The organism is Sphingomonas sp. UBA978, assembly GCF_002292295.1.
Taxonomy (GTDB): Bacteria; Pseudomonadota; Alphaproteobacteria; order Sphingomonadales; family Sphingomonadaceae; genus Sphingomonas.
Map to the genome: position 1 here is coordinate 470086 of NZ_DBBS01000021.1, position 12445 is coordinate 482530.

Below are 12445 nucleotides of genomic sequence, written 5' to 3' on the forward strand. Positions count from 1 at the left end.
CCGCCGCCGGAGGCCGTTTCACCGCCGACGTCGCAGATCGCGCCGCCGTCCACATCGCCGTCGCAGGTGCAGCCCGTCGCTGCCGATCCGGCACAGGCGACGGACGCCGCCGCGGGCGAAACCGGCGACGACATCGTCGTCACCGGCTTCCGGTCCAGCCTGCAGAAGGCGCTCAACGTCAAGAAGACGGAAGCCGGCGCGGTCGACGCGATCCTCGCGGAGGATATGGCGGACTTCCCCGACCTCAACCTCGCCGAATCGATCCAGCGCCTGCCCGGCGTCACGATCGAACGCGACGCGGGGCAGGGGCGCACGATCAGCGTCCGCGGCCTCAGCGCCGATTTCACCCGCGTCCGCATCAACGGGCTGGAGGCGCAGGCGGCGGCCGGCGGCAATCGCAGCCGCGGTTTCGATTTCTCGATCTTCGCCTCCGAACTGTTCAACAGCGTCACCGTCCGCAAGACCCAGTCGGCGGAGATCGAGGAAGGCTCGCTCGGCGCGACCGTCGACCTGCAGACCGGGCGACCGCTCGATTTCAAGGCGGGCTTCGATGCCGCGCTGTCGACGCAGGGGTCGTATAACGACCTGTCGAAGAAGGTGCTGCCGCGCATCGCCGGGCTGGTCAGCTGGACCAACGACGACCAGACCTGGGGCGGGTTGATCTCGCTCGCCTATTCGGAGCGCAAGCCGACCTCGGAAAGCTTCAACACCACGCGCTGGCAGGCCGGCAACGCGGCGCAGGCCTATGGCACCAACCAGAATTTCGCCGGCTGCACGGTCTGCGCCACGCCTGCGCAGCGAACCGAATTGCTCAACGCTTATTACCCGCGCATCCCGCGCTACACCTTCGGCCAGTTCTCCGAAGACCGGATGGGCATCACCGCCTCGCTGCAATGGAAGCCGAGCGACCGCACCGAAGTGTCGATCGATGCGCTCCATTCGCGCTTCAACCAGGAATTCGAGAGCCCGAACATCGAGGCGATCTCGTTCAGCCGCTCGACCGCGACCGGCGTGCGCGAGACGATCGTGCGCGATTATGCGATCGACCCCGAAAAGAACGTCATCTCCTACGGCGTGTTCGATCGCGTCGACGTGCGTTCGGAGAACGGCTTCGACCGCAACGAGAGCCGGTTCACGCAGGTGTCGCTCAACGCCCGCCACCAGTTCAGCGACAAGCTGCGCGGGCAGCTGAAGCTCGGCAAGTCGAAGGCGGAGGCGCTCACGCCGGTGTCGATCTCCTACCAGTTCGACGTCAACAACGTGAACGGATATACCTACGACTTCCGGCAGAACGACCGACTGCCGCTGATCCGCTACGGCTTCGACGTCACCGATCCCTCGAAGTTCACGCTGACCGAGGTGCGCGCCAGCGAAAGCGGTGCGGTCTACGATCTCGCCTCGGCATCGGGCGCGCTCGCCTACAAGTTCGACGAGGTGTTCGAGCTGAAGCTTGGCGGCGAACGGCGCGGCTATGGCTTCAACAGCTTCGGCCGCCAGCGCAACCGCGTGCTGACCGCGGCGGAACAGATCGTCGGCGTCGGCAATCTGGGCAAGCTCGCCAGCCTCGACGGCAAGCTGGCGATCCCGAACGGCACCGACCTCAGCTATATCACGCCCGACATCTGGAAGACGACCGAGGCGATCGGCCTGTACCAGAATTTTCCGCTGCTCCCGACCTTCAACGGTTTCCGCGAGGTGTCGGAGACGGACACCGGCGCCTATGCGCAGCTCGATTTCGCGCAGCCGTTCGGCGGCACGACGCTGCGCGGCAACGTCGGCTTGCGCTATGCGCGGACCGAGACGGCGTCGTCGGGCTTCCTCAACACGACCTATGTGACGGTCGACAACAAGTACGAGGACTGGCTGCCGTCCGCCAATCTGGCGCTGGATGCCACCGACAAGCTCGTCTTCCGCTTCGGCGTCGCCAAGGTGATGTCGCGCCCGACGCTCAACAGCCTGACGCCGGGCGGGTCGCTCAACACCTCGGGCCAGACGATTTCCTACGGCAATCCGCTGCTCGAACCGTTCCGCGCCAAGAACGTCGACCTCGCGGCCGAATGGTATTTCGCGCCCGAGTCGCTGCTCGCCGTCGCGGTCTTCTACAAGAAGATCGATTCGTTCATCGCCAGCGACATTTCGTTCCTGCCGTATCGCGAACTCGGCCTGCCCGATTCACTGCTGACCGGCACCCCCTCGTCGCCCGACCAGCTGTTCCAGGTCACGCGCAACATCAACGGGACGGGCGGCACGCTGAAGGGCGTCGAATTCCAGTACCAGCAGCCGTTCAAGTTCCTGCCGGCACCGTTCGACGATCTCGGCTTCATCGGCAATTACACGCACGTCGCCAGCCGCGTGAACTATCGCACCGCCGCCAACCCGCTGTTCAACCGGCTGACCGGCCAGTCGAAGAACCTGTTCAACGCGACGCTCTATTACGAAGTGAAGGGGTTCAGCGCGCGCGTGTCCGCCGCCTATCGCGACGGCTATCTCGTGGCCTTCCCCGGTGGCAACGGCAACACCGAAGAGGGGATCAAGGGCGCGACCAATATCGATGCCGCGATCCGCTACGATCTGACGCCCAAGTTCAGCCTGACGCTGGAGGGCGTGAACCTGACCGATACCTATTCCGACAGGTATGCCGACGTGACGGACCGCGTATCCAACTATCGTCACTTCGGCCGCGAAATCCTGTTCGGTCTGCGTTGGCGCTACTGACCTCCCCTGGTCGGCGCCATTCTGGTGCGGAGCGTTCCGACGCTCCGCACCCCTTTTGCCCGAATGGGTGACACCGGTTAACCGCAGCGCTCGGGTTTGCCCCAAGTTGTTGCACAACTTTGACGTGCGGCCTACACAGGTGCCGCTGAAAACAAGCATGAGGAGGGGGACGCCATGCGATCGATCACGCAGCTGGCCATGACGGCGGCGATGGCGGTGGCGGTGCCGTCCGCGGCATTGGCGCAGGGGACGGGGTCGTTCGGCATGCAGCCCGAATGGCAGGTCCTGCCGCCGCGTCCGACGCTCGCTTTCGCCCCCGATCGCATCCCCGACCGCGCCGCGGTGCTGCGCGCGGCGGACTATGTCGCCGCGGCGCAGATCGCCGACCTGGCGCGCCATCCGCTGCCGCTGTCCACCGGTGGTGCGACGGATGCGGCCGCGTCCAACTGGGTCGCCGCCACCTTCTACGTCGGGGCCGCCCGCCTCGCCCGCGTCTCGCCGCGGCCGGAGACGCTGCGTTACCTCACCGCGGTCGCCGAACATTACAATTACGCATTTCGCGGTGCGCGGTCCGGCAAGACGATGCTCAACGCCGACGATATCGCGATCGGCGACCTGTATCAGGAACTCTATGTCCGGCGGCGGCAGGAGGGGGCGCTGATGCCGCTCCAGCAGCGGCTCGATTATATGATCCCGCATCTCAATCGCGCGGAGGAAACGCCGGCGCTGATCTGGTGGTGGTGCGATGCGCTGTTCATGGCGCCGCCGGTGCTGGCGCGCATGTCGGCGATCACCGGCGATCCCAAGTATCTGATCGCGATGGACAAGGAATGGCGGCGCACCGCGAAGCTGCTGTGGGACCCGCGGCAGCGGCTGTTCTTCCGCGACGCGCGCTTCCTCGACCGCACGTCGGCGAACGGCGCGCCGATATTCTGGTCGCGCGGCAACGGCTGGGTGCTCGCCGGCCTCGCCCGCACCATCGAGGCGATGCCGGCGGATTTTAGCGGCCGCGATTTCTACATCGACCTGTTCCGCCAGCTCGCCGGCCGCAGCGCGGAACTGCAGGGCAAGGACGGCCTGTGGAGCGCCAGCCTGCTCGACCGTGCGGCCTTTCCGGAGGCGGAGACGTCGGGATCGGGGCTGCTGCTCTATGGCCTTGCCTGGGGCGTCAACCACGGGCTGTTGCCGCGCGACCGCTACGTGCCGGTGGTGACGCGCGGCTGGGCGGGGCTCAACCGGCACGTGCTGCCGTCGGGCCTGCTCGGTGCGGTGCAGAAGACCGGCGACCAGCCGGTCGCGACTGCGGCGGAGGACGTCGGCCTGTACGGCAGCGGCGCCTATCTGCTGACCGCGCTCGAAGTCGCCGACCTTGGCCGACCGGCCAGCGCCCTGCCGGTCGCGCAGCCGCAACGCGACGGCGAGCCGGCGATCGTGGCGACCACGCCGCAACCGCCGGCACCGCGCAGCGTCGTCGGCGATGCGGAACGCGCCCGCCGCGCGGAAGAGATGAAGGCGACTGCGGCGCTCGCCTACGATCCCGCCGTGCTCAAGCGCCCGGCGACGATCGAGCCGCTGACGCCGCCGACCGGCGACGCCGCCCGCCCGCGCGCGATCGTCCATTATGCCCCCGAACGGCTCGACGACATCCTGTGGGAGAACGACAAGGTCGCGCTGCGCATCTACGGTCCCGCGCTGGAGGCGAAGGAGCCGCCGTCGGGATCGGGCATCGACGTGTGGGGCAAGCGCGTCCGCTGGCCGTTCATGCAACGGCAGCTGCAATTTCCCAATTATCACGTCGATCGCGGCGAAGGACTCGACTTCTACGATGTCGGCGGAGGTCGCGGGGCAGGGGCGCTCGGCATCTGGCATGCGAGCAAGCTGTGGAATTCGCGCAACTGGGCGACGCACCGCGTGCTCGATACCGGCGGCAAGGTCGCGAAGTTCGAGGTGACCTACAAGCCCTGGCCGGTCGACGTCGTCCGCCGCGTTTGGGAAACGCGCAGCTTCGCGTTGCCGATGGGATCGCACTTCACCCGCATGGTCTCGACGCTCGAATCCGATACGAAGGAGCCGTTGGTCGTCGGTATCGGCATCAGCAAGCGCAAGGGCGGCGCCGGTGCCGGCCGCGTCGTGCGCGACAAGGCGAGCGGGCGGCTGACCTTCCACGAGCCCGCCGATCCCGGCCACGGCGCGGTGTCGATCACCGTCGCCGCCGACCCGGCGCTGGTGCAGGGCTTTGCCGAGGATGCCGACAATTACCTGATGCTGGTCCGGGTCCAGCCCGGCACCCCCTTTGCTTATTACACCGGCTATGGCTGGGACCGCGGCCTCGACGTGCGCGGCGCCGCCGACTGGGACGCGCTGGTCGCGAACACCCGCTTCGATTTCGACGCCAAACACAAATGAGAACAGGAGAGAGGATGTCCCGTCTGTCGTGGCTCGCGCTTGCCGCAGCCCCCGTCGCACTGCTCGCCGTGCCGTCTATGGCAAAGGTCATCGGCCAGAACACCCCCGCGCAATCGCTGACCGCCGATCGCATCGCGGCGCTGCCGAAGGCGCAGCAGGCGGCATGGGCGGATTATCTGCGCCGTTCGCAACGCCAGCGCGCCGCCGATCGCGCCAGCCTCGCTGCCGAACTGAAGCCGGGTGAGGCGGCGCCGCCACCACCGAAGGCGGTGGGCGGCGGACAGTATAACATGCCGCTCGATCGCGATGCCGCGTGGTATGCGAGCGCAGCCGCACGCAGCGTCGCCGACACGATCGTCAGCTTCCAGACCCCCGCGGGCGGCTGGAGCAAGAACCAGAACCGCGCCGGTCCGCCGCGCCTGCCCGGTCAGCGCTACGCCAACGATGCCGAGACGATGGACCCGGACCGGTCGAACTTCGACGCGCCGGAGGATCGCTACTGGACCTTCGTCGGCACGCTGGACAATGACGCGACCTGGATGGAGATGCGCTTCCTCGCCAAGGTGGCGGCGACGCTGCCCGGTCGCGACGGCGACCGCTATCGCGCCAGCTTCGTGAAGGGCGTCCGCTATCTGCTCGCCGCGCAATATCCCAACGGCGGCTGGCCGCAGATCTGGCCGCTGGAGGGCGGGTTCCACGACGGGATCACGTTCAACGACAATGCGATGGCGGAGGCGGCGATGCTGTTGCAGGCGGTGGCCACCGAACCGCTCTACCGTTTCGTGCCCGCCGACCTGCGTTCGCGGTCGGCCGCGGCGGTGAAGCGCGGCGTCGATCTGATCCTGCGCGCGCAGGTGCGGGTGGATGGCCGGCTCGCCGGCTGGCCGCAGCAGGTCGATCCGCTGACGCTGGCGCCGATCTCGGCCCGCAATTACGAACCGCGTTCGATCGCTAGCGGCGAGACGACCGACGTGCTGATGTTCCTGATGCAGCAGCCCGCCCCCAGCCCCGCGATCAAGGCGGCGGTGACCGGCGGCATCGCCTGGCTGAAGGCCCGCGCGGTCTATGACCATGCCTGGGAACGGGTCGGCGATGAGGGCCGCAAATTCTTCCCCCGCAAGGGCGGCGGCGCCCTGTGGTCGCGCAACTACGACATCGCGACGCAGCGCCCGATCTTCGGCGACAAGGACAAATCGATCCACGACGACGTCAACTTCATCTCCGTCGGGCGCCGCAACGGCTATAATTGGTGGGTGACCGTTCCCCAGCGCGCGATCGCGGCTTATGGTCCCTGGGCAAGCAGGAACGGCGTGGCGGGTTGAGCCGCGTGGTGGGGGGATGTGAGCGGACGATGAAGATCACCAAGGCCGCGTCCCTCGCCGACGATCTGGTCCGCCAGTTCGAGGCGGAAATCCTGTCCGGCGCGCTCAATCCGGGCGAGCGCTTTCCGACCGAGATGACGATCACCGCCGAATTCGGCGTCAGCCGGACCGTCGTGCGCGAGGCGTTCGCGCGGCTGGCGGCGCGCGGCCTGCTCGAATCGCGGCGCGGATCGGGCGCCTATGTCGCGGAGGGCGCCCGCTATCAGGCGTTTCAGGTGACGGCGAACGAGCTGCGCGAGATCGACGACGTCCTCCGCCTGCTCGAAATGCGCACGGGGTTCGAGGCGGAAATGGCCTCGATCGCCGCGCAGCGCCGGACGCAGGACGATCTCGACGCGATGCTCGACTGTATGGAGCAGATGGCGCGCAGCACCGATACCGAAGCCTCGGTCGCGGCCGACACCGCCTTTCACGCCGCGATCGCGCGGGCGACGCGCAATCCCTATTTCCTGCGGTTCACCGACTTCCTCGGCATCCGGCTGGTGCCGTCGCGTCGCCTGTATCTGCGCACCGACAGTCCGCGCTCGCACGCCGCCTACGCGAAGACGATCAACAAGGATCACAAGGCGATCTACGACGCCATCGCCGCGCAGAATCCGGCGAAGGCGAGCCAGGCGGCGCGTCGCCACATGGAGAAGAGCTTCGAACGCTACAGCGCGATCGCGCGCGTCGTGGCCGAATGACGGCGGGGGCGGTCAGGCGTCCGCGTCGCGCTGGCGACGCAATGCCTCGAGCAGCAGGCTGAAGGCGGGGGAGGGCTGCCGGCGGCTGGGGTAATAGATGTAATGGCCGTCGAAGGGTTCGCACCAGTCGTCCAGCACGCGAACGAGCGAGCCGTCGGCGATGCGCGGCGCGACGTGATCCTCCAGCATGAACGCGATGCCGCGGCCGGCGACTGCCGCCTCGACCGCGAGATCGACGTCGTTGAGCACCAGCTGCCCCTCTACCTTCACCTTCAGTTCGCGGCCGTCTTTCTCGAATTCCCAGACGTAGAGGCTGCCAGCAGTGACGAAACGCAGGTTGATGCAGACGTGGTGCGCGAGATCGCCCGGGGTGCGCGGCACGCCGTGCCGGGCGAGATAGTCGGGCGATGCCGCCGCGGCCATGCGTAGCTTCGGCCCGATCCGGACCGCGATCATGTCCTTCTCCAGCCGTTCCCCGAGCCTGACGCCCGCGTCGAACCGCTCCGCGACGATATCGGTCAGGCCGGCGTCGATGCTTAGTTCGACCTGAATGTCGGGATTCTCCGCGGTCAGCCGCGCGATCACCGGCCACAGGATCGTATAGGCGGCATGTTTCGACGTGGTGATGCGGATCGTGCCGGCGGGCCGCTCGCGCAATTCGGTGAGCGAGGCGAGCTTGTTCTCGATCTCGTCGAACGCCGGCCGCAGCGTCTCGATCAGCCGTTCGCCGGCGACCGTCGGCGCGACGCTGCGCGTGGTGCGGGTCAGCAGTCGCAAGCCCAGCCGCGCCTCGAGCCGCCGCATCGCATGGCTGAGCGCGGATTGCGACACGTCGAGCCGGCGCGCGGCGCGGGTGAAGCTGCGCTCCTCGGCGACGGCGAGGAACATGGTGAGGCTGCCCAGATCCTCACGTCGCATCGTCCGGCCTTCCGATCGGTTTCATGACGAACGGTCATAGGCTCATATGAAGTAACGTGTCTAATCGATAGGCCGCGGTGACGCTATCTGGGTGGCGATACGGCAGACGTCGCCGTCGCAACGATCGGAGAAGAGCCATGCAGACACGTGACCTCGGCAAGAGCGGCCTGACCGTATCGGCGATCGGGCTTGGCTGCATGGGGCTGAGCTATGGCTATGGGCCGGCGACCGACCGTGGCGAGGCGATCGGCCTGCTCCGTGCCGCGCACGATCGCGGCGTGACGTTCTTCGACACGGCCGAGGCATATGGCCCGGGCCTCAACGAGGAGGTGATCGGCGAGGCGCTGGCACCGGTGCGCGATGCCGTCGTCATCGCGACCAAGTTCGGCTTCGCCAATGGGGTGCCGGCCGATGGCCTCGACAGCCGGCCGGAGCGGATACGCGCGGTCGCCGATGCCGCGCTGCAGCGGCTGCGGACCGATCGGATCGACCTGTTCTATCAACATCGCGTCGATCCGGACGTGCCGATCGAGGAGGTTGCGGGCACCGTCAGGGACCTGATCCAGGCGGGCAAGGTGCAGCATTTCGGCCTGTCCGAGGCGGGGGCGGAGACGATCCGTCGCGCGCATGCGGTCCAGCCGGTGGCGGCGTTGCAGAGCGAATATTCGATGTGGTGGCGCGAGCCCGAGCGAGACATCTTTCCCGTGCTGGCAGACCTCGGCATCGGCTTCGTCCCCTTCGCCCCGCTGGGCCGGGGGTTCCTGACCGGCAAGATGGACGCGACCACGACGTTCGGCGCGTCGGATTTCCGCAGCACCGGACCGCGGTTCGCGCCCGAGGCGTTGCAGGCGAACCAGGCGCTGGTCGACCTCGTCACCGAGATCGCGGCGGACACGCGCGCGACCCCGGCGCAGGTCGCGCTCGCCTGGCTGCTGGCGCAGCGGCCCTGGATCGTGCCGATCCCCGGCACGACCAAATTGCACCGGCTGGAGGAGAATCTGGGTGCCGCCGACCTCGTCCTGACACCCGGGGATCTCGACCGGATCGCGCAGGCGCTGGCGGGCATCACTATCCATGGCGATCGCTACGCCGCCTCGAACCAGCGCTTCGTCAACCGCTAGGGCCGATCGCCATGCAGCCCTGACGGCCTGCAAACGGCGGTTTCGCGCGCTTCCGGTGCTCACGTACCGAAAGTAACGCTGCGCTCCGGGTCACGCGAAACCACCGTTTTCGGCACGTCATCATCTGAATGGCGATCGGCCCTAGGCGGGGCGTGGCGGGCCGCGTATCGCCGTTCGCGGCGTGCCGGTCGTCGCATGGCGGTTGACGCGGGGGCGCAGAACGCGAAGGCGTGCGCGTCCCCGTGCGGGCATGCCATCGGCCATGCCACCACCAACGAAGTAGCTCATCCCCTTGCGGCTTTCCCTGCCATTCGGCCTCGCGTCCCAGGACATGGCCATCGACCTCGGCACCGTGAACACGCTGGTGTTCGTCGCGGGCCGGGGCATCGTCCTCAACGAACCCTCCGTCGTGGCGATCGAGACGCGCGACGGCATTCCCAAGGTGCTGGCGGTCGGCGCCGATGCCAAGCTGATGATGGGCAAGACGCCGGAGCATGTCGAAACCATCCGGCCGCTGCGCGACGGGGTGATCGCCGACATCGACGTCGCCGAGCAGATGATCAAGCATTTCATCACCAAGGTGCACGGTGGCCCCGGCAAGTTCCAGCGCCGGCCCAAGATGGTGATCTGCGTGCCGGCCGGATCGACGCAGGTCGAACGCCGTGCGATCCGGCAGGCGGCGATGAACGCCGGCGCGTCGCAGGTGCTGCTGATCGAGGAATCGCTGGCGGCCGCGATCGGGGCGGGGCTGCCGATCACCGCGCCGACCGGCTTCATGGTGGTCGACATCGGCGGCGGTACGACGGAGGTCGCGGTGCTGTCGCTCGGCGGGCTCGCCTACAGCAATTCGGTGCGCGTCGGCGGCGACAAGCTGGACGAGGCGATCGCCTCGCACATCCGCCGCAAGCACAATCTGATGATCGGCGAGGCGACCGCGGAGCGGATCAAGCACGAGATCGGCATGGCCTGTCGTCCAGCCGAGGGCGAGGACCGCGAATTGCGCGTGCGCGGTCGCGATCTGGTCGACGGCATTCCCAAGGAGTTGAGCATCGGTCAGGCGGAGGTCGCGGACGCGATGGCCGATCTGGTCGCGCAGATCGTCGAGGTGGTGATGAAGACGCTCGAACAGATCGCGCCCGAACTCGCCGCTGACATCGTCGAACAGGGCATCGTGATGACCGGCGGCGGCGCGCTGCTGCAACGGATCGACGACGTGCTGAGCCGCGCAACCGGCCTGCCGGTGATCGTCGCCGAGGCGCCGCTGATGTGCGTCGCGCTCGGCGCCGGGCGCGCATTGGAGGAGCCGGGGTTCAGCGGGGTGCTGAGCGCCAACTGAACGATGCGCCTAGCCGGAACAGGCTCCCGCGACGTGGCGGGCGGTCTGGTCGATCGTGATCGCCATCGGCCCCTTCGGCGTCTGTCCCGCCATCTTGAGCCGCCCGGTGAAGCCGGCGGCATCGTAGCTGCCGGACCGGACGATCTGCAGCGGCGGTCCCTTCTTTTGCGGACAGGAGAGCGTCTGACTGTAACGGCCGCCGGCGACCTGGACGCTGTCCACGCGGCATTTTGCCTTGGGATCGGGAGCGAGCAACGCCGCGACGCCGGCCTGTGCGGCGGCGGGCGACAGGCATTTGCGTTCCGTCTTCGAACGGCCCTTCATCATCCGCAGCATGAACCCCGGCGCACCGGGGATCACGAGGTCTACCGCCTTCGACACGACGTCCCAGCGCCCGGCCGGGATCGCCTGTGGCGCGACGTCGGCGGCGACGAGGTTGGCGGGGACGAGGACGAACAGGGGGATCAGCCAGCGCATGGCCGCGACCGTGCCGTGCGATCGCGTCGGGAACAAGGCCGCATCGTCCCGGCACCGCTCACGTTCGTTCAGTCGCCGGTTATCTGCACGCTGTAGAATGCCGGCGTGGGGTGGCGTTCCTTCATCAGGCTAGGGGCCATGCTGGCGCTCGTCGGTAGTGGTCCGGCGGGCGCGCAGACGGCCGTGCCGATCCTGCTGCAGACGCCGGAGCAGGCGCTGGTGCAGGATGCCGACGCGATCGCCGGCACGATCGGCACGTCCAGCGACGAGGCGTTGCGGCAGTTGCGCCTCCAGCAGGCGAGCGTCGCGGCGACCGACGCGATCGGCACCCGCTTCGCGACGCGGCTGGCCGGCATCGCGATCCGGCATCGGCCGTCCTTCGGGATTGACGTATTGCTCACCGGTGCGGCGCCGCAGCCCGACGAGACGCTCGATCTGGCCGGGGAGGCGGTGACCGTCCGGTTCGTCACCGGCGCGAGCGCGACGCACACCGAACTGGTGCAGGTGATCACCGCCTATCAGGCCACGATCCGCGCCAGCCTGCTCGGAGCGCCCGGCATGGGGATCGACCCGCGCACCGGCGAACTGGTCGTCATCGTCTCGCCGCGCGACATCGCGCGCGAGGGGGAGGCGCTGTTGCGAGAGCGGCTGGCGGCGCTGACGCGGGTGCCGGTGCGGCTGCGTGTCGTCGATCAGCCGACGCTCGACATGGGCGGCGTCGTCGGCGGCGCGCGGGTGATCGGCACGGTGCCGGGCGATCCGCGCCATTATCTGTGCACCAGCGGCTTCGTCGTCACCGACGGCGTCCGGTCGGGGCTGGCGACCGCCGCGCATTGCCCCGACGCGCTGAATATCCGCGATGCCGACGGACGCGACCTGGCACTGCCGTTCGTCGGTCAATGGGGCTGGGGCCATCAGGACGTGCAGATCAACGCCAGCCCCGAACCGCTCTCGCCCCTGTTCTTCGCCGATACCGCAAAAACGCTCAACCGCCCCGTGATGGGCGCGCGCAGCCGGTCGGGGATGCGCGCGGGCGACGTCGTGTGCCACCGCGGCGAGCGCACCGGCTATAGCTGTTCGCAGGTCGAACTGACCGACTTCGCGCCGGCGGGCGACCTGTGCGGCGGCGCCTGCCTGCCGACGTGGACGACGGTGTCCGGGCCGGTGTGCAAGAGCGGCGACAGCGGCAGCCCGGTCTTCCTCGGCACGACCGCCTATGGCATCCTGAAGGGCGGCAGCTATCGTGCCGACGGCAGCTGCGCATTCTACTTCTACATGTCGACCGACTATCTGCCGGCCGGGTGGCGATTGCTCACCGCGGACCCGGAATCGGGCGGTCCGGTGCCGCCGGCGGTCGTCAACGCGGCTCCGGGGCGCTAAGGTCGCGGCCTTACGTCAGGTCTGCGG

Annotated in this window: 9 protein-coding genes; 7 read left to right on the forward strand and 2 right to left on the reverse strand. The window is 68.2% G+C overall.

Annotated elements, in window-relative coordinates; genetic code table 11:
• The first annotated feature begins 66 nt into the window (after nucleotides 1-66).
• The 4 genes from B2515_RS17085 to B2515_RS17100 all read left to right on the forward strand — a co-directional run bounded on the left by B2515_RS17085 (nucleotide 67) and on the right by B2515_RS17100 (nucleotide 7186).
• Complete coding sequence (locus B2515_RS17085) at nucleotides 67-2715, forward strand: TonB-dependent receptor (protein WP_293878407.1); 2649 nt, start codon at nucleotides 67-69, stop codon at nucleotides 2713-2715.
• 174 nt (nucleotides 2716-2889) lie between these two features.
• A complete protein-coding gene (locus B2515_RS17090) occupies nucleotides 2890-5121 on the forward strand; it encodes a glycoside hydrolase family 88 protein (protein WP_293878409.1) in 2232 nt (743 codons plus the stop codon).
• A 14-nt stretch (nucleotides 5122-5135) separates the two neighbouring features.
• Complete coding sequence (gene pelA / locus B2515_RS17095) at nucleotides 5136-6443, forward strand: pectate lyase (RefSeq protein ID WP_293878411.1); 1308 nt, start codon at nucleotides 5136-5138, stop codon at nucleotides 6441-6443.
• 29 nt (nucleotides 6444-6472) lie between these two features.
• The gene (locus B2515_RS17100; RefSeq protein ID WP_293878412.1) at nucleotides 6473-7186 is read left to right on the forward strand and encodes a FadR/GntR family transcriptional regulator; all 714 of its coding nucleotides are present in this window, start codon (nucleotides 6473-6475) and stop codon (nucleotides 7184-7186) included.
• Between the two features lie 12 nt (nucleotides 7187-7198).
• Here B2515_RS17100 and B2515_RS17105 read toward each other — a convergent pair whose 3' ends face one another.
• Nucleotides 7199-8104 (reverse strand): LysR family transcriptional regulator, encoded by a 906-nt coding sequence (locus B2515_RS17105; protein WP_293878413.1) that lies wholly within the window; start codon nucleotides 8102-8104, stop codon nucleotides 7199-7201.
• Between the two features lie 137 nt (nucleotides 8105-8241).
• Between B2515_RS17105 and B2515_RS17110 the strand changes: the two genes are divergently transcribed.
• Nucleotides 8242-9225 (forward strand): aldo/keto reductase, encoded by a 984-nt coding sequence (locus B2515_RS17110; protein WP_293878415.1) that lies wholly within the window; start codon nucleotides 8242-8244, stop codon nucleotides 9223-9225.
• Between the two features lie 292 nt (nucleotides 9226-9517).
• Nucleotides 9518-10561 carry a rod shape-determining protein gene (locus tag B2515_RS17115; RefSeq protein WP_293878417.1) on the forward strand — a complete coding sequence of 348 codons (1044 nt, stop codon included), beginning with the start codon at nucleotides 9518-9520 and terminating at the stop codon, nucleotides 10559-10561.
• Nucleotides 10562-10570: 9 nt separating this feature from the next.
• Here B2515_RS17115 and B2515_RS17120 read toward each other — a convergent pair whose 3' ends face one another.
• On the reverse strand, nucleotides 10571-11038 hold the full coding sequence (locus tag B2515_RS17120) for a DUF3617 domain-containing protein (protein WP_293878419.1): 468 nt from the start codon (nucleotides 11036-11038) through the stop codon (nucleotides 10571-10573).
• A 138-nt stretch (nucleotides 11039-11176) separates the two neighbouring features.
• Between B2515_RS17120 and B2515_RS17125 the strand changes: the two genes are divergently transcribed.
• On the forward strand, nucleotides 11177-12418 hold the full coding sequence (locus B2515_RS17125; protein ID WP_293878421.1) for a hypothetical protein: 1242 nt from the start codon (nucleotides 11177-11179) through the stop codon (nucleotides 12416-12418).
• Nucleotides 12419-12445 lie beyond the last annotated feature (27 nt).

Coding starts and splice junctions, on each gene's coding strand:
- B2515_RS17090 (WP_293878409.1), top strand. CDS start 2,890: ATGCGATCGATCACGCAGCTGGCCATGACGGCGGCGATGGCGGTGGCG.
- pelA (WP_293878411.1), top strand. CDS start 5,136: ATGTCCCGTCTGTCGTGGCTCGCGCTTGCCGCAGCCCCCGTCGCACTG.
- B2515_RS17100 (WP_293878412.1), top strand. CDS start 6,473: ATGAAGATCACCAAGGCCGCGTCCCTCGCCGACGATCTGGTCCGCCAG.
- B2515_RS17105 (WP_293878413.1), bottom strand. CDS start 8,104: ATGCGACGTGAGGATCTGGGCAGCCTCACCATGTTCCTCGCCGTCGCC.
- B2515_RS17110 (WP_293878415.1), top strand. CDS start 8,242: ATGCAGACACGTGACCTCGGCAAGAGCGGCCTGACCGTATCGGCGATC.
- B2515_RS17120 (WP_293878419.1), bottom strand. CDS start 11,038: ATGCGCTGGCTGATCCCCCTGTTCGTCCTCGTCCCCGCCAACCTCGTC.
- B2515_RS17125 (WP_293878421.1), top strand. CDS start 11,177: ATGCTGGCGCTCGTCGGTAGTGGTCCGGCGGGCGCGCAGACGGCCGTG.